Origin of the sequence: Collinsella aerofaciens (genome assembly GCF_025289055.1) — a bacterium.
GTDB lineage: Bacteria > Actinomycetota > Coriobacteriia > Coriobacteriales > Coriobacteriaceae > Collinsella.
The window spans coordinates 36,334-60,248 of sequence record NZ_JAESIQ010000017.1; the positions used below are offsets into that span (position 1 = coordinate 36,334).

Sequence of the window (23,915 nt, forward strand, 5' to 3'; positions counted from 1 at the left end):
GCTGATTCAAAATTAAGGTCCATAAATGAAACGACCCCGGTTGCATATCCTGCAACCGGGGTTGTTCGATGTTTCACATGAAACGTTTTGGGGTGCGACTCCCCTATGCTTTTTTCTGAACTTTGAAGCGCTGCTTCAGCTGTCCGCAAGCGGCGTCAATATCGTTACCACGGGAGTTACGAATCGTTGTCTCGATGCCACGGGACTCAAGGCGACGCTGAAGATCCTCAACCTTATGAATCGGCGACGGCTTGAGCGGACTGCCCTCGATGTCGTTAAGTTGAATTAGGTTAACGTGGCACAACGTTCCCTCGCAGAAGTCGCAGAGCGCCTGCATCTCGGGATTCGTATCGTTGACGCCTTCAATCATGGCATACTCATAGGTCGGGCGGCGGCCAGTCTTCTCGGTGTAGAGCTGAAGCGCTTCGTGAAGGCGAAGCAGCGTGTACTTCTTAACACCGGGCATGAGCTTATTGCGCGTCGACTGGATGGCGGAATGCAGTGAAACGGCAAGCGTGAACTGCTCGGGGATGTCGGCAAATTTGCGAATACCGGGAATAACGCCGCTGGTAGAGACAGTGAGGTGACGAGCGCCGATACCGATGCCATCGGGGTCGTTGAGGATTCGCAGCGCCTTGAGAACCTCGTCGTAGTTGGCAAACGGCTCGCCCTGGCCCATGAAGACAACGCTCGTGGCGCGCTCGCCAAAGTCGTTGGATACATGAAGTACCTGGTCGACGATCTCTTGAGCGGTCAGAGAGCGCTTGAGGCCGTTGAGACCGGTAGCGCAAAAGGCACAGCCCATGCCACAGCCTGCCTGGGTGGAAACGCAGACGGAAAGCTTGTTACGACGGGGCATGCCGACGGTCTCGACGGAAACGCCGTCGTGGTACTCGAGCAGATACTTGCGAGAGCCATCTTTGGAAACCTGCTTGGTGAGTTCAGTCGGCGTGTCAAAGGCAAAAGCCTCTTTAAGCTGCTCGCGGAAAGCCTTGGGAAGGTTGGTCATATCGTCAAACGAACAAACGTTCTTCTCAAAGACCCATTCGATGAGCTGCTTCGCGCGGAAGGCGGGCTGGCCAAGCTCGGCCACGAGCTCGCGAATATCGTTTTGGCTCAAGTCGCGAATGTCCTGAGATTTAGTCCTGGGATTCATGGAAGCCTTTCGATTTTGGGGAAACGTAGAGGGTATCGCTACAATATGGTATCAGCTGCAGAAATTATAGAGGAGGAGTCTGCCCATGCCGGGTAAAAGCCTAGAGAACATGCACGTAGCGGTCTTGGCGGGCGGTCATTCCGCTGAGCGCGAGATCTCGCTCAATTCGGGAAAGAACGTCGTGGTTGCCTTGAAGGAGGCCGGCTACACTTCGGTGGAGCTGCTCGACACGGCTGCCGATGATTTTATGGTAACCATGGCGACCGGCGGCTTTGACGTGGCGTTTATCGCCATGCACGGTGCCGGCGGCGAGGATGGCGCCATGCAAGGCGCCATGGAGACCCTGGGTATCCCCTACACGGCCTCGGGCGTGCTTGCCAGCGCCTGCGGTGCCGACAAGGAGGTCTCTAAGCTCCTGTACGCCAAGGCGGGCATTCCCATTGCCCCCGGCCTTGCGCTCGAGGTGGGCGATGAAGTCGATATCGATCATATCGTCGAGGTTTGTGGCGAGCGCTGCTTTGTGAAGCCGGCCGTCAACGGTTCCAGCTATGGCATTTCCCTGGTCCATGAGCCCTCCGAGCTGCCCGCGGCAATCGCCAAGGCGTTTGAGTACGGCGACAAAGTGCTGGTCGAGAAGTGCATCGAGGGTACCGAGATCACCGTCGGCGTATACGGCGAGGACGACGTGCGCGCTCTGCCGATTGTCGAGATTCGTAAGCCCAAGGACTGCGAGTTCTACGATCTGGACGTGAAGTATGTCGACCCTACAGACATCCATCGCATTCCGGCGCAGATTTCGCCCGAGAATTACGCTCGTGCTCAGGAGCTTGCCTGTGCCGCTCACAAGGCTCTCGGTTGCCTGGGTATCTCGCGCAGCGACTTTATCGTGAGTGAGGACGGCCCCGTCATCCTCGAGACCAATACCATTCCCGGCATGACCGATACGTCGCTGTATCCGGATGAGATCCGCCACACCGACGACATGACGTTCCCGCAGGTCTGTGACAGCCTAATCCGTATGGGCCTTTGTCGAGCGGGCATTGCATGCTAATCGAGGACGCGGTTTCGTCAGGAACGCCGCAGTTTGTCATCGACTCCTATGCCACGCTAGCCGAACGCGCCAAAACGCAGTCCTTTGGCCTTATCGAGGAAGATGTGATTGTCCTCGATACCGAGACCACAGGTCTTTCGGTGCAGGACAATGAGCTGATTGAGATCTCGGCGGCCCGTCTTTCGGGCCGCGAGATCGTCGACCGTTTCGATACCTTCGTGCATCCCAAGCAGCTGATTCCCGCCGAGATTACCGAGCTCACGAGCATTACAAATGCCGACGTGGCAGATGCCCCGTCGGCCGTTGAGGCCGTCGCCGCTCTCGCCGATTTTGTCGGTGGTTGTCCGGTGATCGCACATAACGCCACGTTCGACCGCTCGTTTATCGAGTCGGTCAAAGGCGGCGTCAACGTGAGCGATATTTGGATCGATTCGCTGGCGCTGTCGCGCATCGCGCTTCCGCGCCTGGCCTCGCACAAGCTGTCTTTTATGGCCGATCTGTTTGGCTGTGACTCGGTATCACACCGTGCCAATGCCGACGTCGACGCCCTGTGTGGCGTATGGCGCGTGTTGCTCGTGGCGCTCACCGACTTGCCCCAGGGCCTCATGGCGCGCCTAGCCGACATGCATCCGGATGTGCCTTGGTCCTATCGCCCTATCTTCTCATTCTTGGCAGGGCAGAACCCTGGTTCTATCTTCTCTCTCAGCGCCGCTCGTGCTGACGTTCTCAAGGCCGATCGCGCCGACGATCGGGTGGACGCCGACGAACTGCCGGTCCTCAAGATGCCGAGTCGTGAGGAGATTGAGGCAGACTATGCGCCAGGTGGCCTGGTCAATCGCATGTATCCCACTTACGAGCCGCGTGATGAGCAGATCGCGATGGCGCTCGAGGTCCGCGATGCGCTGGTCACGGGCACTCATCGTGTAATTGAGGCGGGCACAGGCGTCGGCAAATCGATGGCCTATCTGGTGCCTTTTGCCGAGGCGGCACGCCGTAACAACATCACGGTTGGTATTGCGACCAAATCGAACAATCTTGCAGACCAGCTCATGTACCATGAGCTGCCAAAACTTGCCGAGCAACTGGACGGTGGTCTGTCATTTTGCGCTCTCAAGGGGTATGACCACTATCCGTGCCTGCGCAAGCTTGAGCGCATGAGCCGCGGCCAGGTTGAGATTACCACCAAGCGCGATCCGGCGGACACGCTCACGGCGGTCGCGGTCATTATGGCGTACGTCTGCCAATCAGCCGATGGCGACCTCGACTCGCTTGGCATTCGGTGGCGCAGCGTCAACCGCCCCGACTTTACGACGGCCTCGCGCGAGTGTGCTCGTCGCCTCTGCCCGTTTTTCCCTGATAAATGTTTGGTCCACGGCGCTCGTCGTCGTGCGGCGCATGCCGATGTGGTGGTCACCAACCATTCCCTGCTGTTCCGCAATGTCGCGGCCGAGGGCAGGATTTTGCCTCCGATTCGTCATTGGGTAATCGACGAGGCCCATTCCATCGAGCGCGAGGCACGCCGTCAGTGGGCGCGCGTGGTATCGGCGGACGAATCACGCGTTCTGTTTGAGCGTCTGGGTGGCTCGAGCACCGGCGCGCTAAGCCAGGTTTCCCGTGATTTGGCAACCTCCGAGGGCTCTACGCTCTATCTGGGCCTTACTGCCAAGGCGACGTCGACGGTTGCGCGCGCGAGCATGGCAATCGCCGACGTGTTCGATGGCGTTCGCGAGCTCGGCCGCCGTGCCCGTGGGGGTTATGACAATGCCAATCTATGGATTGGCCCCGAACTGCGCGAATCTGACGACTGGCATGATTTCTTACAGTCGGCCTACGTTGCCATCGACGCGTTGGAACAGGCTGACAAGAGCGTCGACGCGCTGGTGCAAGCCGTCGCCGCCGACAAGCCCGAGGTTGTTGTCGACCTGGGTGATATTTCGCGCCGCCTGCACGAGCTGGCCGAGAACCTCAAACTCATCATCGACGGCACCGATGAACACTACGTGTATTCGCTGCAGGTCAATCGCAGGTTGCGTGCCGGCGGAGAGTCAATGACCGCAGAGCGCATCGACATTGGCGAGGCCTTGGCAACCGAGTGGCTGCCCGAGGTTCACACGGCTATCTTTGCCTCGGCGACCATGACGGTGTCCAAAAGCTTTGAACACTTTAACCACGCGGTCGGCCTCGATCGCATCGGTGCTTCAACATCCTCATCGCTGCACTTGGACTCGAGCTACGACTTTGATTCGAACATGGCTGTAGTCGTTGCGGGCGATATACCCGATCCGCGCGATCGTGAGAGCTATCTTACGGCGCTCGAGCGCGTGCTGGTCGACGCCCATCTTGCCATGGGCGGATCGGTGCTCACGCTGTTCACCAATCGGCGCGACATGGAAGACCTGTACACCCGCGTTGAGCCCAAGATGGCCCGTGCGGGTCTGGAACTCAACTGCCAGCAGCGCAACTCATCTCCTCGTCGCCTGCGCGACCGGTTTATCAACGAGCCGACCTCGTCGCTTTTTGCGCTTAAGGCCTTCTGGGAGGGATTCGACGCCAGCGGCGAGACGCTGCGCTGCGTCATCATTCCCAAGCTGCCGTTCTCGAGCCCCACGGACCCGCTCTCATGCGAGCGCAACTTGCGCGAAGACCGCGCTTGGGCGCGCTATTCGCTGCCCGAGGCGGTGCTCGAGGTCAAGCAGGCGGCCGGCCGCCTTATCCGCTCGTCGACCGATTGCGGCGTGCTGATTCTGGCCGACCCGCGCCTGGTGACGAAGGGCTACGGAAAGAAGTTCTTAACGTCGCTGCCCACGAGCTCCTACCAGCGCATCGAATCGGCGCAGATCGGGCACTATCTGCAACTGTGGCGCGCACGCCACGAGCGGCGGCGCTAAAGCGGACAGACGAGGGTTTTTGCCATATCGCACAGACGCTTTGACAGGGCGGGGTCATCCAAGATGTGGATGGCTCCGCCCGCTGCAATTATCTGGCTCAGTAGCCAACGCTCGGAGCCGTAATGCACGGTTACCGTTGCCATGTCTGCTCCGCTGCGCTCGATTAGGGTGATGCCGGCCCAGTCCAGATGCTCCGCCATATCGAATGGCATCAAGAGCTTTGCACTACGCTGCGTCCGGGCAAGGGAATCGTGGAGGGATGCGACGTCCGATGCGTGAGGCACGACGGAGTCTTCCGTCAAGGCGAGTCCCTCGATTTTATCCATGCGATAGGTGCGCTGCTCATCGACTGCGATGTCCCAGGCAATCAGGTATGTTTGGTCGCCGTTTGCCGTAATGCGCAAGGGGTCGACCAGACGCTCACGTGGCCGTGCATCGTCCATCGAGCGATACGAGATGCGGCAGCGAACGCCGTCCTGAATGGCGCAGCTCAGCTGCTGCCAGTGCGACCCGTGGTTGACGGTGTCAAAGACGCGCTGGTTATAGCCGAGCTCTTCGGGTAGAAGGGCATGTCGAATCCGAGCTGCCGTATGCGGCTCGATCCCCAACGATTCAAGTTCATGGTTGAGCACAGCGCCCTCGGCGGCACTCAAGCGCAGCGGTAGCACACGCCCGGCGTCACCGGTGAGGACCACACGCTCGCCGCGGTATTCGCAGATGATGCGCGCGCCCGATTCTCGGTCCGCGAGCGTCGAGACGATCTCGAGAATCTCGTCGAGCGATACCCCTGTGATGTCAAAGCGACTGCAAATCTCGGTTCGTGTCATGCCGCTCTCGCCGGCGGCGTAGAGGGCCTCCATGATGTCGATGGCGCGCGAGAGTCTCTGCTCGCTGGTGAGTTTACGCACGGGCATACTCGTGCACCGTCCTTTCGATGAGGTGGTTCCACGCCTGCTTGAGCGATTTGGGGGCCATGGGCCTCATGCCGTCCATGGCGTGGGCCATGCAAAATGAGGCGGCGGCTTCAAGATCGCGCACGTCAACGGTCCAGGCCCATCCCACATCGGTGTGTGCGAGCTCACCTCGCCCACGCGTGAGGCCGTTGATCATATCGATCTGCGTCTGAGGGGCGAACGAGAACGTGGCTGCAACGGGCGGCCGGTCGGCAAAATCGAATTCAAAGAACAGATAGTCGTTGAGATTGAAGTCCGCGGGGATGACGTAGGCCTTCGAAGGACGCCAAGCGCGAACGATACGGTCGCAGCGGAATGTCCTGATGTCGCCGGTGACGTTGTCGAGGCCGCAGAAGTACGCCACGCCCTCGCGCTCGAACATGCCGTAGACGCAGACGGTACGTTCTTTCTGCTCACCGCGTCCGTTCTGATATAAAAATCGCAGCGCGCATCGCTCGGCAAAGGCGCTCCAAACCGCATCGACGGTGGGAGAGCGGCTGATCGGCGCCTCGTCTACCGTCGTCCTGCCGGTGAGATAGGCAATCTTGGAGCGAATATCGGCAAGCGGTGCGGCAAAAGTGGATGAGCCGGCCGCTAGTGTCTGGTCGATGGCGTTGAGCAGGATATCGGCGTCGTCTGTGGTGATGAGGCCGCCTGCAGCAAACGTGTGCTCGCGGTCGATTGTCCATGAGCTTTCCTCGGTTTCCTGCGCGCCGGCGGGGCGAACCTCCTTGATTAAGATGCCGCGCTCGAGCAGTTTGTCACGATCGCGTCGAAACTTGCGCTTATCCGAGTCGATGTTGCCCGAGCCATATCCCAGGTCGGAATCCAAGACGATCTGCTCGGTCGTCAGCGGTTCGGGGGAGCTATTGAGCACAAAGAAAAGATTGAGGATGCGCTGAGCCGTTTTATCGAAACTGGGCTCAGAATTTCCCTTTTTAATTGTCTCGGTCGTGTCGCTTGCCGTCATAGAGTCCTCGCATGAGAAGGTGGTTTGCTGCCATGATTTTAGTCCGATATGGAGATTAGGCTATATCCTTGTCCGCTCGGGGCGTTAAGATGGCCCGAATTCGGTCGTTTGCGCTCGCTCGGGGTATACTTTCGACTATATACGGTTCTAATGTGCATGCATTGGGCCTATTTGTCGGATTATGGATGTGGAGCGCACATGGCGAACACCCAGAACTATATTAACCACCTGCTGCAGAACACCGGCATTACGCCGGCATGCAGCGAAGAAGAGCGCTTGGCTGCCGAGGATATCGCTCAGATCTTCCGCAACCACGGCTTTGACCCCGAGGTTCAGGAGTTCAATGCCCCAGCGCCCAGTAGGTTGGCATTTGCCGTTACCGGTATTCTTGCGTTTGCCGGCGCCCTGCTGATGGGCATCGGCGGCGGTATCGGCTTGGTCGGCACCTTACTGGCCATTGTCGGCGCCGTTCTTTACGTGCTCGAACGCACGGGCCACCCCGTGGTTTCGCGCCTGGGCAAGACGGGCGTGAGCCAAAATGTCATCGCCTACCACAAGGCCTCGGGCCCGCTCGCGTCCCCGCGTAACCGCCCGGTGGTCGTTGTCGCACACTACGACTCTCCCCGTGCTGAGCTGCTCGCCCGCGAGCCCTGTGCTTCGTATCGTGCGCTCATCGCCAAGCTGTTGCCCGTTGCCACGGTTGCCCCTGCTGCCGTTGCCATCCTGCGTATCCTGTCGCTCCCCGGCGCGCTCAAGGTTCTGCTGTGGATTGTCGCGATCATCGCTTCCCTCGTTGCGCTCGCCAACGCGGCAAACATCATCTCTAACCGCCACATTCTTCCCTATACGTCCGGCGCGGTGTGCAACAAGTCTTCTGTCGCCGCTATGCTCGGCGTTATGGACAACGTTGCTCCCTTCCAGGGCGAAAACGAGTTTCCCGACGATGTTCCGTTCGATACCTATTTTGGGGAGCAGAAGTGTCGTGCCGAGGAAATGGCGCGCGCAGCGGCGGAATATGCCGCGGCCCAGCAGCAAAACGACTACGGCAACACCATCGAGTATGAAGAGCCTACCTACGCCGAGGACGAATTCGGTCAGCCGATTGCTCCCGACGCTCAGACCGAGCCCGAACAGGGTGAGGCTTTCGACGAGCAGATCGAGGGCTTTGAGGGTGCGTCTGCCGACGAGACGCTGATCGGCGCCATCGTGCCCGAGGATCAGAACCAGGCTGCCCAGGCTGAAGAGTTCAATGACGAGGTTTCCGCTGCCGAGCCGGTGGAGGAGCCTGTCGCGGCCGAGCCCGAGCCCAAGCTCTATCGCAATGCCGCCGGCAACATCCGCTTTGGTTCGGATGCCATCCGTGCGCTCGGAATGCTTCCCGAGTCCTGCACGCTCGATTACGAGGAGGGCGAGGAGCCGACGTTTGAGCCCGAGCCTGCCCCCGTCGTGACTGCGCCTGCGCCCGCTGTCACCGTGGATGATGAGTCTGCCGCGGTTGCCGCTGCCGTTGCCGAGCCCGAGGCGGTGTCCGCGATCGATCCCGCGGCAGGACTGGACATTTTGGCTCCCGCCGCGCCGGCACAAGACGTTGCGGACGAGTCTGACGACGATTACGTTGAACAGCCGAGGCGCGTGTCTTACGAGAGCGATACTGATTTCTCGGCCGAGATTCCCGCGGCAACGCCCCATGCCGACATTGCATCCGCGTTCTCGTCGATTGGCGCCAGCGCTTCCAACTTCTTTAAGGGTGCACTTGCAAAGGGCAAGAAATTTGTCGACGACTTCGAGGAGAAGCGCGCTGCCGCACGCGAGGCTGCCGAGCAGGAGGCTATCGCTCAGCAGCAGGCAGCCGAGGCGGCACGTGAGCTCGCGGCGCAAGAGTTCGAGCAGAACGAGGCTGTGCAGTCCGTGCCCGTCGACGCCGCCGAAGCTACAACGTCCTTTGAGTCCCAGCAACCGACGTCCGCGGATGTTGTTGAGGCAACAACGTCTTTCGAGGCTCAGCAGCACGTCGATAGCACCATGTCGTTTGATGCCGCGAAGTTCGATTCCACGATAACGTTTGAAAAGCAGGGCACCGCGATTGCTGAGCCCCTTCCTATTTCCGATGAACAGGGCGACGCGGTGGACGATGACGAGCCCATTGATGCTGCCGAAATTCAGGATGCTGCCGAGGACGAGTCCGTCGAGGCCAACTCTGACGAAGAGCAATACGCGGCAGCCGATCAAGGTGATTCGACCGAGGTCGAGCAGGAGGAAGTGCCTGCGGTTTCCGAGACTCCCGAGCCGGATGAGTCGAGGCCTTATTCCACGCAGATTTTCACCATGCCGACCCCGAGTGGTTCCGGTGCCACGGTTGCCAATGTCGCTCCCACCCAGGACGAAACGGTCGATTCCCTTATGGCCCAGATTTCCTCCCAGGCATCGCCGCGTCCGCAGATGAATGTTCCCGATCCGGCGTCGGCACCGTCGCCTGCACCTTCCTCGTCTCCGCTGGCTTCGGTCCCCGATCCGTCGCTGCCGTCTATGAAGCAGGCAAACGTTGCGTCTCGCACGTCGCTGTTCGACCTTCCCGATCCCTCTGCCCAGGTCAACGACCCCTTTGCTACCGCCCAAGGTCCCGAACCCACATCGGCACCCGTTGCGCCTCCTATGCCCGTTGCGTCGGGCGCGCAGCCGATCGAGACCATTTCGGCTCCCGCCCCGGCGGCACCCAAGTCTCGTAAGCGCGGCCTGGGTGGCCTGTTCGGTCGTAAAAAGAAAAACGAGCAGGACAGCATGAGTGACTGGCTGGGCGTCGAAGACGATTACGATGCCAAGAAATCCGGTCGCGGTATCGGTTCGTGGGATAACTTCGAGGACGATAACGATGGCTGGAAGGGCGGCGCTACGTCTTCCGATGGCGCTTCTTCCGAAGATATGCTCTCGGCTGTCGCCTCTATGGGCGATGATGAGCTGCTCGGTCACGATATCTGGTTTGTGGCAACGGGCGCCTCGGATTGTGATGGCGCCGGCATGAAGGCCTTCTTGGCTTCGCATCGCGATAAGCTCCGCGGCGTATTCTTCATCAATCTTGAATCCGTCGGCGCCGGTAGGCTTTCGGTTGTGACGGTCGAGGGCGAACAACAGCTGCTCAAGGGCGATCGCCGCATCATGAACCTGGTCAGCAAGGTCTGCAAGTCGTTCCATGTCGATTGTGGCGCGCTCGAGATGCCCTATGCCAAGACCGATGCCTACGCCGCGCTCGAGGCGAGCCGCCGAGCCCTCACCATCGCCGGTGTGGACGGCACACGTCTGGCTTGCGCTCGTACCGAGGACGACCTGCCCCACAATGTCAACCCGACGAACATTGCCACGGTATCCGAGGTCGTTACCGAGGTTATCCGCCGTTCGTAGGCGGAGCTCTAAGGAGTCAACGTGTTTTCGTATATTAAGCGCCATTGGCCTGTCTACGTGATTTTGACCTTGATTGCCATTGCGTTAGGATTTGGGGCCGCCTACATCGTGGGTGCGAAGGGCTCGACCCCCGCCTCCGCAATCAGCGAAGAGGTGGAGCAAGAACAGAGCACGGGTGCCGATGGGATTCCTGAGTCCGAGCAAGCAATCGTTGATGGTGGATCTTCGTCTGCAGAGTAGATACGGCGATTTAAATGATTGAAAGCGGGCGAGCCAGGGGACTGGCTCGCCCGCTTTTTCATCGCGCTAGCGGTTCTTTGGGATCGACCTAAGGCGAGCGAACCATAGGGCTGCGGCACCCGAGGTCAGGAGCGCGGTGATGCAAGCGGCGATGGGGACTGGTCCTGTTGCCGGTAGGTCCTGCGGTAGGGTACAGCGTTGAATGACACAGTCCTCGTCATGTGACTCAAGTTTATCGCCGCCGTTGCGACAAAGATCGACGCGTGCGCTGTTGGTGAGTGCGGTTTGGGGCGTATAAGCCGATGTTGCCTGCATGTGCACGACTGCGCCCCGAGCGTCTGCACCAAGGATTGCTTTGGCATCGTCAAGGTCGTCGTGCTCATCTTTGAGATCATCGCGGGTCCAAGAATCCGCATCGCTTCGAGTCGTAAAGTCGGCGGCTACCGCACCGTATTCAATTCGAATGCCCGTTACGACGGTATTGGATGCAAGGTCGAGCTCTTCCGCCTCGAGTGTGGTGGATTCCGTGGTCGAGATATCCGCCTTCCAGAGGTGCCAACCGTCGTAATCGACGAGGCGACAGTCCTCACCAAGGCTCTCTTTTACTTCGTCGGACTCAAGCCAAGGATTTTCGTGCCCATCGTCAAGTGTCGCGTTTGCCGGCTCATCGACGTCTGTCGAGTCCAACGGCGTCGTGCGATACCATACGTTGCACAGACCGTTGAGGTCGCCGATGGCGACGGGGGTTTCGATTGAGATGAATCTCGCTGTGCCGTCTTTGGCGCACTCAAGATCATCGGTAATCGTAAACTCATCAACCCAAGTAGCGGAATCGTTTCGAGCATCGATGGTATAGGAGAAAAGCCAATCACTATTGGTTTGCGTCGTGGCGCGGTTTTTACCATCGCCGTTAGCCAACAGGCCCTTTTCGATAGGTTGGACAAGTTCCTGACGCTTGTCGACCTGTCCCTTGATCTCGATGGGCGCATCCTTCATCGCGACGGATTGGACTTCTCCCGTATCCTTTATTTCAAACGTTATTTCCTCGGCAAGGTCATAGGTCCGCGGAGACATCATTTCGCGCAACGAGTAGGTGCCGGGTGCAAGATGTTCGACGCGGTGTGGCTTGTCGGATGAGGTCCAGGAGTCTATTTCGGTTTTATCGGGACCATATAAGGTGAGCTGTGCGCCTTCCACTTCCTGCTCACCGCTTGCATCGACCTTGGAGATATCAACCTTGGTGTAATCGTCGGATACGTTAAGCCGTGCTTCTACAACGGGTGTTTTCTGGTCGGCATAAGTAAGGTCGACAATATGGGTTGTCCGGTCGAGCAAGAAGCCTGCCGGCGCTTGAGTCTCGACAACCTCGTAGCGTGCGGTGCCAGATCCCAGCGGGAGGTTGTCCGCGCGTGCTTCTCCAGTTTCATCCGTCGTGACGGTAGCGACAGTCTCACCGTCGAGCGCGGCAATGCTACCGTCGGGGCGCACGATATCACCCGAGGCACGGATCTCAAAGACGGCGCCCGCGAGGCTGCTGCCGTCTATGGCATCGGTTTTAACGATCCTGATGTTTCCGGTCGCGGCGTGGTCATAATACGAGGCGATTGCAACGGGCGTTAGGTTCATGTCGGCGGGTATGTTTACCTCGATCTCCTCGCCGACAAGATAGGGCTCTTTGGCCGAGGTTTCGCGTACATAATAGGTGCCCGGCACGAGCGATTCGGGCAGTGTGACGGTCCCGGTCGCGTCAGTCGTAAAGGTGTCCATTACGTTATGTGTTGGATACCAGCAAGTTTGTGAGACAGATTCGTGATTGCTGTCTAGGAGTTGGAAGGTGAATCCGGCTAGTGGAACAGAAGCGCCTGTTTGGGCATCGCGTTTTACAATCTGGAGATGCGTCGACAGAGCGTGGTTGTCCACGATATATTGAAGCTCGGCGCCGTTGGAAATCTGATTGGCCCCGACGGTCCATTCCCCTGCACGTTTAAAACCCTCGGGGACGGTTTCCGGAACCTCGCGAACCGTGTAGCCGGCACGGTCGTATGGGACGGCTCCGTGGACACCGGCGGGTCGCTTGCCTGCGCCGAACCATGCTTCGGGCTGATCTTTGGTGGAGGCAAAGCCATAGACGTTTGTGGTCAGTGTGCCAACAACCTGCTGAGAGCTGTTGCTGACAACCTCAAAGACAACACCACCCGCCGGCTGCTCCAGGCCGGATTGATCGCTATTGCCGTAATCCTTGAATTTGGAAATCTCAAGGTTAAACGCAATGGGGATATCGGAAATGCGAGATTCGATCTCGACCACGCCTGAATCGCCGAGCTGGTCGGCTCCAACGGTATAGGTCCAGCTGTCGTTGGATGGCAGGTAGCCCTCGGGGGCTTTTGATTCGTAGATGGTAAAGGTTCCTAAGGGGACATCGGCGAGGGTGGCCCGACCGCTTTCGTCGGTCGTGAGGATTTGCGCCCATCCAGGGGTTGATTGCGACACACACGTGAACTCTGCTCCTGCGAGTGAAGATCCCACCTGGGGGCCGGCATTCGTCGCGGCATCGAGTTTTACGATACGCAGGTTGATGGTGCCGGGCTGTTCATCAATGGCGACCTGTCCACCGTCATTCCCCGTGGTAAAGGCGATGCGATCACGACGGGGGACATAGCCGGCCGGCGCCTTCGTTTCAACTAGGTAGTATGCCGTGTTGGGCAGAAGTGTTGCTTGCGCTCGACCGTTGCTGTCCATCTGGACGGTGTCGACACGCGCGCCGCTGGTGCTCTCAAAAACATCGAATGTTGCCCCGTCAAACTGATAAGTATTGTTTCCGCTGGTAATGGCAGCGTTTGCAGACTGCTTTTGGAAGGAAACAGAGACCGCCGGCAGTACATAGAGCATGTCTTGACGTTTGCTGCCGCCCGATACGGCTCCTAGATAGCGCCGCGCGCGGTGCGGAGCGGCTTTGATGCTTCCTGATTTTGCGCTGTCGTGGAGCCACCGCGCAGCCGCCACGACTTCATTGTCGGCGGTAAAGTGCCCACTCTTGGTTTTGCCCTGAGCGGTCGTGTAGGAATAGGTACCGTCGACATGGGTAGTGCCGTTGAGCATCCATACGGCAAGCTGGGTTGCGGCGCGGGCGCGATCGGGTGAAAGATGGTAACCGCCAAACGACGTGGCGGTAGGATATCCGTGACAAACGATTGCCGCGAACTCGTCGTCGAGCCACACCCAGCCTTGATCAAAGTTGAGCCATGGGCCGCCCGGCTTGGTGGGGCCGGGGCGCTCCTGGTTCATGCAGTAGGCAATCGAGGCGTCTTGAGCTTCATACTTGCCGATGAGGAAGGGTCCACAATCATCGCTAATAGTGCGGAAGCCGAGCTGGTCGTAGCCATCGACGGCAAATGCGGCTCCCGGTGCCAGGCAGCCGAAAAGCAGGAAGAGGAGCAGGAGCAGCGGACCTGTTGCGATTGCGCTGTGGACAGAGTGCGTGGGTGCGTTGGACATGACTGCTCCTTATCCCTCGTGCGCCGCACGGGGAGGCTGCGACGCGTAGGATGAGGCTACCCCCGAGGTTCATGCGGGTAAGTACCGGAGCCTGACCAAAAGCTTGCCCGATTTCTGACAAATCGAGCTCAAATACAACAATCAGATAAAAGTGCAGGTAGAAGATGGTAAGAAAAGAAAGACAAAGGTCCTCATCTCCACAATTGGCGCGGTTTTCAAACGATTCTCCACAGCTAAAACAAGCATCGACACCCTTGTATCGAACAAGACAACCGCGTTATACTATCCCCCACATATGCGGGCATCGCCAAGTGGTAAGGCATCAGCTTCCCAAGCTGACACTCGCGGGTTCGAGTCCCGTTGCCCGCTCCAGCTAGAAGCACAAGCACGGCAGCGTTACGTTGCCGTGCTTTTTACTATCAAGCGCCGGGACTCGAACCCGCCAGGGTGCGAGCGTTAAGCAAACGCGAAGCGTTTGTAGCGAGCAGGCGAAGGCGCCGACAGGCGCCTGAAGCCGGTGCGGATTTGCGAAGCAAATACGCGGATGTCCCGTTGCCCGCTCCAATTCCAAAATGTTAGGTTAATGCCTGCTGCCCATACTTGCACCTGCGCACGGTACAATGGTTGGGTTACGACCAACGTGCCAATAACCAAAAAGGAGCCGCTATGATCGATCGCTATACCCGCCCGGAGATGGGACACATCTTCTCCCTCGAGAACAAGTACGCCATTTGGCAGGAGATCGAGGTTCTGGCCTGCGAGGCCCAGGCGGAGCTCGGCAAGATCGGTATTTCCAAAGACGAGGCCCAGTGGATCCGCGACCATGCCAACTTTGAGAAGGCGAAGGTCGATGAGATCGAGGAAGTCACGCGCCACGACGTCATTGCCTTCCTGACCAACATGAAGGAATACATCGATGCCGATGTTCCCGAGGGCGACCCCAAGCCCAGCCGCTGGGTTCACTATGGCATGACCAGCTCGGATCTGGGCGACACGGCCCTGTGCTATCAGCTCACCCAGGCCTGCGACCTGATCATCGAGGACGTCAAGAAGCTCGGCGAGATTTGCAAGCGTCGCGCCTTTGAGGAGCGCAACACGCTCTGTGCCGGCCGCACTCATGGCATCCACGCCGAGCCGATGACCTTCGGCATGAAGTTTGGCTCTTGGGCCTGGGAGCTCAAGCGCGATCTGGACCGTCTTGAGGATGCCCGCAAGAACGTTGCCTTTGGTGCCATCTCGGGCGCTGTCGGCACGTACAGCTCCATCGAGCCGTTTGTCGAGGAATATGTCTGCGAGCACCTGGGCCTGGTTCACGACCCGCTGTCCACGCAGGTTATTAGCCGCGATCATCACGCCTACCTCGCCGGCGTTCTTGCCACCACCGCGGCCACCTGTGAGCGCATCGCTACCGAGGTTCGCAATCTGCAGAAGACCGATACACTCGAGGCCGAGGAACCGTTCCGTAAGGGTCAAAAGGGCAGCTCCGCCATGCCGCACAAGCGCAACCCCATCACCATGGAGAAGGTCTGCGGCCTGTCGCGCGTCGTGAAGGCCAACGCGCAGGTTGCCTTCGACAACGTCGCCCTGTGGCACGAGCGTGACATTTCGCACTCCTCTGCCGAGCGCGTCGCCCAGGCCGACAGCTTCATCGCCCTCGACCACATGTTCCAGTGCCTCATCCGCGTTATCGACGGCCTGCAGCTGTATCCCGCTCGCATGATGGCCAACCTCAACAAGACACGCGGCCTCATCTTCTCCTCCAAGGTCCTGCTCGCCCTCGTCGACACGGGCATCACCCGCGAGGACGCGTACGCCATTGTGCAGGAGAACGCCATGGCAACCTGGCACGAGGTACAGGATTGTGTCTCCGGCCCTACCTTTAAGGAACGTCTCGAGGCCGATCCGCGCTGCACCGTCAGCCAGGAGAAACTCGACGAGATCTTTGATCCGTGGGACTTCCTCACCCGTATCGACACGGTCTTCGATCGCCTGGAGCAGCTGAGCTTCGAGTAGGTTCGGGCATAACGTTAGCTTTTTAGGGCGCTTTGCTGGTAATGTGTGTTGCCGGCAAAGCGCCTCGTTGCATTTAGGGAAAGACGGGGATAATAGTCGTCTCGAATAACATTCTGAGAGGGGATCGCATGATTTCGTTTGATTACAAGCCTCAGGGCGTGTGTGCTCGCAATATTCACCTTGACCTTTCCGATGACGGCAACAAGGTGATGGGCGTTGAGTTTACCGGCGGCTGCGACGGCAATCTCAAGGCTATCTCCAAGCTGGTCGAGGGCGCTCCTGCCGATCGCGTAATCGAGGTTCTCGCCGGTAATACCTGCGGTATGAAAAAGACCTCCTGCGCCGACCAGCTTACACGCGCTATCGAGGCCGCTCGCGCCGAGATCGCCTAATGGGTATCGCCGATCACATCAAGAACGGAATATCGCGTCGCGGCTTTGTGCTCGGTGGGGTTGCTGCGGGCGCTGCCACGGTGCTTGCCGGATGCTCGAAAAAAAAGGGTACCAGCGATGATGCCGCCGGCGAGCCGCAGGTTATCAAGGATGATTCCAAAATCATCTCGATTACGGATGAGTACGAGGCAGTCGACATCGATCTTGAGCCGGCGGCGTCGTGGACGCTGCCTCTGGGTACGCTGCTGTACTACTGCGACGGCGATTACGCCGCGGCAATGATGGCGCCCGCATCGGCACTGCACGCCAACACACTCGGTGTGCTCAACCTGGGCGATGGCTCGCTTACCACATTAATCGAGGATCCTATCGAGGGCACGGGATATGCATTCTACGATGTCCGTGCCGGCGACGGCGTATTCGCGTGGGTTGAGATGAACTTTGCCAATTCATCGTGGAAGCTCTACGCTCAAAATCTGTCGGGCGCTTCGCTCTCTGGCGACGTGGTTGAGCTCGATCGAGGTGGCAAGGACTACGATCCGCCGCTGTTTACGGCGTTCGGGTCATCAGTCATCTGGTATAAAATGCCCTCGGCAGGTGGCAATAAAACGAGTAGCGATTCGTTTTGCTATCGTCGCTCGCTTGATGAATCCAAGGCTGAGATAATTTGGAAATCGACGGGTCGCTTTGCATCGGCCCCGCGCGCGAGCGACGGCATTTTGACCATCTCGCCGCGTGTCCGCAACGACGAGGGCGTCTACTACGGCATAACGGCAATCGATTTGACCGACGGCAACAACACCAAACGTGCCCAGCTAGTCCTTCCCTCGTCAGTCTCGCCTTTCGAGGCCGTATATATGGGCGATACCTTCGTGTTTTCTATCGAGGCGGCCTATAGTGGCGTGGGCAGCCTGGGCAACATGGGCACGTATATCGGTAATGAGGGAGGGCCGTATCTCTTCCTGTCCCGTGAGCCGCTCGCATGTGCGGCTGGCAAGAAGAATAAATACCTTGTTAAGGTACAGGCGTCGCATTTCCTGATCGACACCTCTGCCAAGACCTATGGCTCGCTGCTGTCGCCCGACCGCGCTTTGGAGTATGGCGATTATCCAGCTACGGCGGGAAAATCGGACTCATTCCTTACGTACGCCACGGTGCGCAACAGCCAGGGTATACCAGAGACGGTCACTGCACGCCTATTCTCTCTTTAAGCTTAGAGGGGTTAAAAAGGCGCCAACAGGGGAATAAACGCGTTGTAATTGTGAGTACCGCCCGCCGAGCTGCCGCGTCATAGCGGCATCCGGCGGGCTCAGGTGCGTTAAAATGGGCTTGTTCTTAGCTAATTGAGACAGGGGGGCCGTGTTATGGCTTCAGATGCAAAAAAGATTCTGCTGGTCGAGGATGAGAAGGCAATCCGTGACGCCGTCGCTGCCTATCTCGAGCGCGAAGGCTACTGGGTTGTGGGCGTCGGCGACGGCCAGTCCGCGATCGAGGAGTTCGAGAAGCATCAGTTCGACCTGGTCGTGCTCGACCTTATGCTCCCCAAGATTCCCGGCGAGCGCGTTTGCCGCACCATTCGCGATACCTCGGATGTCCCCATCATCATGCTGACGGCTAAGGGCGAGATCGAGGACCGTATTATCGGTCTTGAGCTCGGCGCCGACGACTATCTGATTAAGCCGTTCTCGCCGCGCGAGCTCGTCGCTCGCGTTCGCGCTCTGTTCCGCCGTGCCCATCAGGCCGACGAGCCCGCCGTCGAGGTACTCGACTTCGGCGATCTGGTCATCGATATCTCGGGCCACAAGATCTTGGTCGAGGGCAAGGAAGTCGATCTGACGGCTTCCGAGTTCAAGCTGCTCACCACGCTTGCCCGCCATCCCGGCCGTGTGTATAACCGCATGGAGCTGGTCGAGAAAGTGCTCGGGTATGACTTTGAGGGCTATGAGCGCACCATCGATAGCCACGTGAAGAATCTTCGCGCCAAGCTGGGCGATGATCCCAAGAAGCCCAAGTGGCTCTACACCGTCCATGGTGTCGGCTATCGCTTCGAGGCTCCGGCCAAGACCGATAAGTCGGACGAGAAATAGGGAAATCATATATGACACCTGCGCGCTTTGAAATCGGACAAAAGCACAAGCAGGAGAGCGAGGCGGGTTCCAAGGCTAGTTGGAACACGCCTCGTTCCGATTCACGGCCAACGATGAGCTATCCCTCGCGCATGGCACTTGCTTTTGCTCTGACATCGCTCATGACGGTATTGGTGCTGGTGGGCGTTGTCTCTGTTGTGTGGGGCACGGTCTTTTCGGATTACACACGCTCCAATATCGTCGAAATCGCAAATTCCGCTGCCGAGAAGTTGGCAACCTCATATGAGGAAAACGGCTCTTGGACCGCGGGAGAACTGCGCACGGTCGCAACGTCGAGTTTGGTTTCCGACGATCTGGGCATGCAGGTCGTCAATAAAAAGGGCGTCATCGTCTACGACGACTCATGGCCCTCGGCAAGCGCCACCGCCGATGTACGCGAAAACCAGGCTACGACCGACGACACGAGCGGCAAGAGGGCATCGCATAGCCCGGTCTCGTCTGCTCCAACCGACTCCGATAGCGTTGCTAACGTCGAGATTGTAACGTCTTCCGGCGAGCATGTCGGACAGGTAAAGCTGTGGGCCATCGGCTCCGACGCTCTGCTCACTAAGGCGGACTCTGCGTTTAGGGAGAAGACCTTTAACGCTATGGCCCTCGCCGCGGTTGTTGCAATCTGCATTTCGGTCGTTATCGGATCGCTCGTGTCGCGCATGCTCACCAAGCCGATTCATCGCATCACCAGTACCGCAAAGCAAATCCGTGACGGCGACCTGTCGGCTCGCACGGGGCTGCGCGGTGATGACGAGATCGATCAGCTGGGTGAGACCTTCGATGAGATGGCCACCTCGCTCGAGAAGGATATGAAACACGAGAAGCGCCTGACCTCAGACGTTGCACACGAGCTTCGCACGCCGCTTATGGCCATGCTCGCAACGGTCGAGGCCATGCAGGATGGCGTGTATCCCACCGACGATGAGCATTTGGAGACCGTTGCTTCCGAGACGCGTCGCCTGGCTCGTCTGGTGCAGCAGATGCTCGACCTATCGCGTATGGAAAACAGCACGGCTCCGCTCAATCTAGAACCGGTGGACATGGTTCCGTTCGTGCGATCGATTGTGAACGGCCAGGAGCGTCTGTTTGCCGACCGTGACCTTCGTCTTCGCTTTGCAGATGAAACCCAAGGGCACGACGATGTCGTCGAGGCCGATCCCGACATGATCACGCAATGTGTTATCAACCTCATGAGCAACGCCATGCGCTACACCCCCGAGGGCGGTTGGGTCGTGGTGTCGGTGCTCAGTGACCGCAGGCACGTCAGCATTGCCGTTTCTGATACCGGCATCGGTATTGCCAAGGACGATCTGTCGCGCATTTTCGGGCGGTTTTGGCGCGCCGATGCCAGCCGCGCCCGCGAAGCTGGCGGCCTGGGCGTCGGCCTCGCCGTGACCAAGCAGATCGTCGAGCGTCACCATGGCTACATATCCGTGGAGTCGGAGCTTGGAAAGGGTACGACTTTTACAATTCATCTGCCCCGCGAGCACATGGCGGACGCGGCATCTACTACAATGGAGCACTAGCTTTTCGCTATTCGGTGAAGGAGGGGCCGTGTCCCTGCCGCTCCGAGTTTGCGAAAACATGCGGGAAAGAACCCGCATTTCTGTCGTATTTAGGTAAGGAGTGACTCACGTGACAACGATGGAGCGTCGTCCGGATTCCCGTGGCAAGGTTCGTGATATTTACGATGCCGGTGAAAACCTGCTGATGGTCGCCACCGACCGCATTTCTGCGTTCGACTTCATTCTTCCCGACGAGATTCCGTTTAAGGGAGAGGTGCTCAATCGCATCTCGGCATTCTGGTTCGATAAGTTTGCCGACATCGTCCCCAACCATCTCGTTTCCATCGACCCGGCGGATTTCCCCGAGGAGTTTGCTGAGTATCGTGACTACCTCGCTGGCCGCGCCATGCTGGTTAAGAAGGCCCAGACGATTCCTATCGAGTGCATCGTCCGCGGCTATCTGACCGGTTCGGGCAAGAAGACCTACGACGAGAATGGCACCGTCTGCGGCATCCAGCTGCCTGAGGGCCTGACCGAGGCTTCCAAGCTTCCCGAGCCGTTGTTCACGCCGTCCACGAAGGCCGAGATCGGTGACCACGACGAGAACATCTCGTTCGAGCGTTGCTGCGAGATCGTGGGCGAGGACATCGCCACGCAGATTCGTGACCTTTCCCTCAAGATCTACAAGGCCGCTGCCGAGTACGCCGCGACCCGTGGCATCATCATTGCCGACACCAAGTTCGAGTTTGGTGTCATCGATGGCAAGGTCACGCTGATCGACGAGTGCCTCACGCCCGACTCCAGCCGTTTCTGGCCTGCTGCCAGCTACGAGGAGGGCAAGATCCAGCCTAGCTACGACAAGCAATTCGTCCGCAATTGGCTCAAGGCCAACTGGGATATGACGGGGGAGACCCCGCACCTGCCCGCCGAGGTCATCGATGGCACGTCCGAGCGCTATCGCGAGGCCTTCCAGATCATCACGGGCTCCCAGTTCACAAGCATGAAGGAGAACGCATAAGTGAGTACCCGTAGCGCCACGAACAAGCGCACGCAATCCCACGAAGTTACCGGGGTTGCGCGCAAGTCTGCCGCATCTGCTAAGCCCGCCCGCCAAGCAGCGAGCTCCGTTCGCGTCGTGCCGGCTTCGTCTAAGGCACGCCGCAAAGAGCTCGAGAAGGGCGAGAACCTCGAGGGCCTCTCTAAAGAGGAGAAGCGCGCCCGCAAGGCCAAGCAGCGCGCCAAGGAGGACCGCATCTATACGGTGTCGAATATCCTCCTCAAGCAGGACGAGGACTACACCAAGCGCCGTCGCATCTGGTGGATTGTGCTCGCCATTGGCATGGTGCTCGTCGTGGCAATTTGGGCCTCGCTGTACTTCGCTCCCGCTGGCATGGTGTCCAGCCCTGTCCAGATGGTCGGCATCGTTTTGTCCTATGTCATCATCCTAGGTGACTTTATCTACGACTTCGCTCGTATTCGTCCCTTGCGCAACATGTACCGCGCGCAGGCCGAGGGCATGTCCGAGAACAAGCTCAACGCTCTTATTGAGCGCGCGGCTGCCGAGGAGGACCAGAAGGACTCCAAGAAGAAGTAGCGTTTGCATACATACTTATCGCTAAGATATAAGGCGCGTCGTTTTTGCGGCGCGCCTTTTTACTGTTCTATAGATAGATGGAGTGGCACATGATTCGAGCTGCCCTGACGGTCGAAGAGGCTCTGGAGGGCATGAAGGCCCTGGAGCCCAAGATTAAAAACTACGCGCGCCTGGTCGTCCGCAAGGGCGTAAACGTCAAGCCCGGCCAGGAGGTCGTCGTTCAGTCTCCGGTCGAGTGCGCGCCGTTTGCGCGCGTGGTGGTCGCGGAGGCCTATGCTGCCGGCGCCGGCCACGTGACGGTCATTTGGGCCGATGATGCCGTGACGAGGCTCACGTACGAGCATGTCGAGAAAAGCTATTTTGAGCAGACGTCCGAGTGGAAGCGCATGCAGCTGGATTCCTTGGCCCAGGATGGTGCCTGCTTTGTCTTTATCGAGGGTGCGGATCCTGCGGCCCTCAAGGGCATCGATCCAGCCAAGCCGGCCGCGGCATCAAAGGCGAGGAATACGCAGTGCAAAGTTTTCCGCCGTGGACTGGATTACAACATCAATCCGTGGTGCATCGCCGGCGCTCCGGTCGTGGCTTGGGCGCACGAGGTGTTCCCGGGAGACGCCGATGAGGTTGCAATCTATAAGCTGTGGAATGCGATTCTGCACACCGCGCGCGCCGATGGCCAGGACCCAGAGAGCGACTGGGAACTCCATGACGCCGCATTCGAAAAGAACCTGCGTTTCCTGAACGACAATCGTTTCGACTACCTGCATTACAACGCGGCAAATGGAACCGATCTGACGATTGGCATGACGAAAGGTCACGAGTGGGCCGGCGGCAAGGGCAAGACGCCCGATGGGCACCCCTTCTTCCCCAACATTCCCACCGAGGAAGTCTTCACTTCGCCCGATCGCATGCGCGCCGACGGTATCGTGTACTCGGCCATGCCGCTCATCCATCACGGCAATAAGGTCGAAGATTTTTGGATTAAGTTCGAGGGCGGCCGCGTGGTGGACTACGACGCCCGCGTGGGCAAGGCAACGCTCGCAAGTATCATCGATACTGACGAGGGCGCTGCTCACCTGGGAGAGGTCGCGCTCATTTCCAAGAACACGCCGATCCGCGAAAGTGGTGTTCTGTTCTACGATACGCTCTATGACGAGAACGCTAGCTGCCATCTCGCGCTAGGTGTCGGTTTCCCCGAATGCATCGAGGGTGGGTATGACATGTCCAAGGAGGAGCTTCTGGAGCATGGCGTTAACGTCTCGAGCACGCACGTCGATTTTATGATCGGCACGGACGACATCGATATTGTGGGCATTACGCCTGATGGACGTGAAGTTGTGATTTTCCAGAACGGCCAATGGAGTTGGGAATAGTCCCAGACCGTGGTACAATGCCACCCGCGGGCCGTTAGCTCAGCTGGCAGAGCAGGGGACTTTTAATCCCAAGGTCCAGGGTTCGAACCCCTGACGGCCCACCCAAAGATTGTTGAGACGGTCAACTTCGGTTGGCCGTCTTTTTTGTCGCCCTTTCATGGGTTCGAACCCGTCGGGGCGCGGAGCTGAGTAAACGCGTGAGCGTTTGCCAGCGCAGCGCGCAAGGCGCGAAAGCGCCGCAGCGGCCGCCTGCGAAGCAGGCTGAACCCCTGACGGCCCACCATGGAATAGAAAGCGATCAACTCCGGTTGGTCGCTTTTTTGTTGCCGGTGCACGGGTTCGAACCCGTATCTAGCTATATATAAGAACGCTTGGCGAACAAAACCCGCCTTTTACCGATGGGAAACAAATAACTGATGCCTTTGGAGTAAAGTAGCGCTCCAGAGATGACCGATGTCTCAATACACATAAAACAGCTGGTCATCGCCAATATCAGAAGCCAATGCTTCAGTTTTAACCTCAGTGATGCGACTGAGGGACCTATTTATTTGTGAACAAAATATGGAGTGCGCGATTCCCGCCCACGGGGCCCCTCCGGTCTGGCAATATATCTCCTTGCCGCGCGGCCCGGTGGAACCGGGAACCAGCGCAGGCGTGCACCTTGAGAACCGGATACTGCGAGGATGGACACTCACTTCAGTGTCGCATCCGGGCAGACATCGAACCATTTGAAATGGTCTAACTTGGATTTGTT

At 58.7% G+C, this 23,915-nt stretch carries 16 protein-coding genes and 2 tRNA genes; 14 read left to right on the forward strand and 4 right to left on the reverse strand.

Going from position 1 to position 23,915, the window contains the following annotated elements; translation table 11 throughout:
* Positions 1 to 103: 103 nt before the first annotated feature.
* Positions 104 to 1,156: a dual-specificity RNA methyltransferase RlmN gene (gene rlmN / locus JMJ97_RS06395; RefSeq protein WP_260699571.1), complete on the reverse strand. Its 1,053-nt coding sequence runs from the start codon at positions 1,154 to 1,156 to the stop codon at positions 104 to 106.
* Between the two features lie 85 nt (positions 1,157 to 1,241).
* Here rlmN and JMJ97_RS06400 point away from each other — a divergent pair, with 85 nt between their 5' ends.
* A complete protein-coding gene (locus JMJ97_RS06400) occupies positions 1,242 to 2,207 on the forward strand; it encodes a D-alanine--D-alanine ligase family protein (RefSeq protein WP_260699573.1) in 966 nt (321 codons plus the stop codon).
* Complete coding sequence (locus JMJ97_RS06405) at positions 2,201 to 5,095, forward strand: helicase C-terminal domain-containing protein (RefSeq protein WP_260699574.1); 2,895 nt, start codon at positions 2,201 to 2,203, stop codon at positions 5,093 to 5,095. The genes JMJ97_RS06400 and JMJ97_RS06405 overlap by 7 nt, the downstream gene beginning before the upstream one ends.
* Here JMJ97_RS06405 and JMJ97_RS06410 read toward each other — a convergent pair.
* Both JMJ97_RS06410 and JMJ97_RS06415 read right to left on the reverse strand, forming a co-directional pair.
* Entirely contained in the window at positions 5,092 to 6,009 is a 918-nt protein-coding gene (locus tag JMJ97_RS06410) for a helix-turn-helix transcriptional regulator (RefSeq protein WP_260699576.1), read from the reverse strand. The genes JMJ97_RS06405 and JMJ97_RS06410 overlap by 4 nt on opposite strands.
* Complete coding sequence (locus tag JMJ97_RS06415) at positions 5,996 to 7,018, reverse strand: helix-turn-helix transcriptional regulator (protein WP_260699577.1); 1,023 nt, start codon at positions 7,016 to 7,018, stop codon at positions 5,996 to 5,998. The genes JMJ97_RS06410 and JMJ97_RS06415 overlap by 14 nt, the downstream gene beginning before the upstream one ends.
* 198 nt (positions 7,019 to 7,216) lie before the next feature.
* Between JMJ97_RS06415 and JMJ97_RS06420 the strand changes: the two genes are divergently transcribed.
* A complete protein-coding gene (locus JMJ97_RS06420) occupies positions 7,217 to 10,414 on the forward strand; it encodes a hypothetical protein (RefSeq protein ID WP_260699578.1) in 3,198 nt (1,065 codons plus the stop codon).
* 21 nt (positions 10,415 to 10,435) lie between these two features.
* Complete coding sequence (locus JMJ97_RS06425) at positions 10,436 to 10,654, forward strand: hypothetical protein (protein ID WP_022094153.1); 219 nt, start codon at positions 10,436 to 10,438, stop codon at positions 10,652 to 10,654.
* A gap of 66 nt (positions 10,655 to 10,720) precedes the next feature.
* Here the strand turns inward: JMJ97_RS06425 and JMJ97_RS06430 are convergent, their stop codons facing one another.
* Positions 10,721 to 14,149, reverse strand: a complete 3,429-nt coding sequence (locus JMJ97_RS06430; RefSeq protein WP_260699579.1) for a SpaA isopeptide-forming pilin-related protein — start codon at positions 14,147 to 14,149, stop codon at positions 10,721 to 10,723.
* 297 nt (positions 14,150 to 14,446) lie between these two features.
* Here JMJ97_RS06430 and JMJ97_RS06435 point away from each other — a divergent pair.
* The 10 genes from JMJ97_RS06435 to JMJ97_RS06480 all read left to right on the forward strand — a co-directional run bounded on the left by JMJ97_RS06435 (position 14,447) and on the right by JMJ97_RS06480 (position 23,262).
* A tRNA-Gly gene (locus JMJ97_RS06435) sits at positions 14,447 to 14,521 on the forward strand.
* A 294-nt stretch (positions 14,522 to 14,815) separates the two neighbouring features.
* Entirely contained in the window at positions 14,816 to 16,162 is a 1,347-nt protein-coding gene (gene purB, locus JMJ97_RS06440; protein WP_022093797.1) for an adenylosuccinate lyase, read from the forward strand.
* Positions 16,163 to 16,290: 128 nt separating this feature from the next.
* Positions 16,291 to 16,554 (forward strand): TIGR03905 family TSCPD domain-containing protein, encoded by a 264-nt coding sequence (locus tag JMJ97_RS06445; protein ID WP_117848466.1) that lies wholly within the window; start codon positions 16,291 to 16,293, stop codon positions 16,552 to 16,554.
* Complete coding sequence (locus JMJ97_RS06450; protein ID WP_260699581.1) at positions 16,554 to 17,765, forward strand: twin-arginine translocation signal domain-containing protein; 1,212 nt, start codon at positions 16,554 to 16,556, stop codon at positions 17,763 to 17,765. The genes JMJ97_RS06445 and JMJ97_RS06450 overlap by 1 nt, the downstream gene beginning before the upstream one ends.
* A gap of 153 nt (positions 17,766 to 17,918) precedes the next feature.
* On the forward strand, positions 17,919 to 18,641 hold the full coding sequence (locus tag JMJ97_RS06455) for a response regulator transcription factor (RefSeq protein WP_006236208.1): 723 nt from the start codon (positions 17,919 to 17,921) through the stop codon (positions 18,639 to 18,641).
* An 11-nt stretch (positions 18,642 to 18,652) separates the two neighbouring features.
* The gene (locus JMJ97_RS06460) at positions 18,653 to 20,218 is read left to right on the forward strand and encodes a sensor histidine kinase (protein ID WP_055310312.1); all 1,566 of its coding nucleotides are present in this window, start codon (positions 18,653 to 18,655) and stop codon (positions 20,216 to 20,218) included.
* A 118-nt stretch (positions 20,219 to 20,336) separates the two neighbouring features.
* Positions 20,337 to 21,215 carry a phosphoribosylaminoimidazolesuccinocarboxamide synthase gene (locus tag JMJ97_RS06465; RefSeq protein ID WP_035136481.1) on the forward strand — a complete coding sequence of 293 codons (879 nt, stop codon included), beginning with the start codon at positions 20,337 to 20,339 and terminating at the stop codon, positions 21,213 to 21,215.
* Positions 21,216 to 21,791, forward strand: a complete 576-nt coding sequence (locus JMJ97_RS06470; protein ID WP_035136480.1) for an ABC-2 transporter permease — start codon at positions 21,216 to 21,218, stop codon at positions 21,789 to 21,791.
* A gap of 89 nt (positions 21,792 to 21,880) precedes the next feature.
* Entirely contained in the window at positions 21,881 to 23,161 is a 1,281-nt protein-coding gene (locus JMJ97_RS06475; protein WP_260699582.1) for an aminopeptidase, read from the forward strand.
* A 28-nt stretch (positions 23,162 to 23,189) separates the two neighbouring features.
* Positions 23,190 to 23,262, forward strand: a tRNA-Lys gene (locus tag JMJ97_RS06480).
* The last annotated feature ends 653 nt before the right edge of the window (positions 23,263 to 23,915 follow it).

Bases quoted from the DNA above. Each gene is read 5' to 3' on its own strand.
- JMJ97_RS06445 (WP_117848466.1), top strand. From the start codon at position 16,291: ATGATTTCGTTTGATTACAAGCCTCAGGGCGTGTGTGCTCGCAATATT.
- JMJ97_RS06465 (WP_035136481.1), top strand. From the start codon at position 20,337: ATGGAGCGTCGTCCGGATTCCCGTGGCAAGGTTCGTGATATTTACGAT.
- JMJ97_RS06405 (WP_260699574.1), top strand. From the start codon at position 2,201: ATGCTAATCGAGGACGCGGTTTCGTCAGGAACGCCGCAGTTTGTCATC.
- JMJ97_RS06430 (WP_260699579.1), bottom strand. From the start codon at position 14,149: ATGTCCAACGCACCCACGCACTCTGTCCACAGCGCAATCGCAACAGGT.
- purB (WP_022093797.1), top strand. From the start codon at position 14,816: ATGATCGATCGCTATACCCGCCCGGAGATGGGACACATCTTCTCCCTC.
- JMJ97_RS06415 (WP_260699577.1), bottom strand. From the start codon at position 7,018: ATGACGGCAAGCGACACGACCGAGACAATTAAAAAGGGAAATTCTGAG.
- JMJ97_RS06420 (WP_260699578.1), top strand. From the start codon at position 7,217: ATGGCGAACACCCAGAACTATATTAACCACCTGCTGCAGAACACCGGC.
- JMJ97_RS06460 (WP_055310312.1), top strand. From the start codon at position 18,653: ATGACACCTGCGCGCTTTGAAATCGGACAAAAGCACAAGCAGGAGAGC.
- JMJ97_RS06455 (WP_006236208.1), top strand. From the start codon at position 17,919: ATGGCTTCAGATGCAAAAAAGATTCTGCTGGTCGAGGATGAGAAGGCA.
- JMJ97_RS06410 (WP_260699576.1), bottom strand. From the start codon at position 6,009: ATGCCCGTGCGTAAACTCACCAGCGAGCAGAGACTCTCGCGCGCCATC.
- JMJ97_RS06400 (WP_260699573.1), top strand. From the start codon at position 1,242: ATGCCGGGTAAAAGCCTAGAGAACATGCACGTAGCGGTCTTGGCGGGC.
- JMJ97_RS06450 (WP_260699581.1), top strand. From the start codon at position 16,554: ATGGGTATCGCCGATCACATCAAGAACGGAATATCGCGTCGCGGCTTT.
- JMJ97_RS06475 (WP_260699582.1), top strand. From the start codon at position 21,881: ATGATTCGAGCTGCCCTGACGGTCGAAGAGGCTCTGGAGGGCATGAAG.
- rlmN (WP_260699571.1), bottom strand. From the start codon at position 1,156: ATGAATCCCAGGACTAAATCTCAGGACATTCGCGACTTGAGCCAAAAC.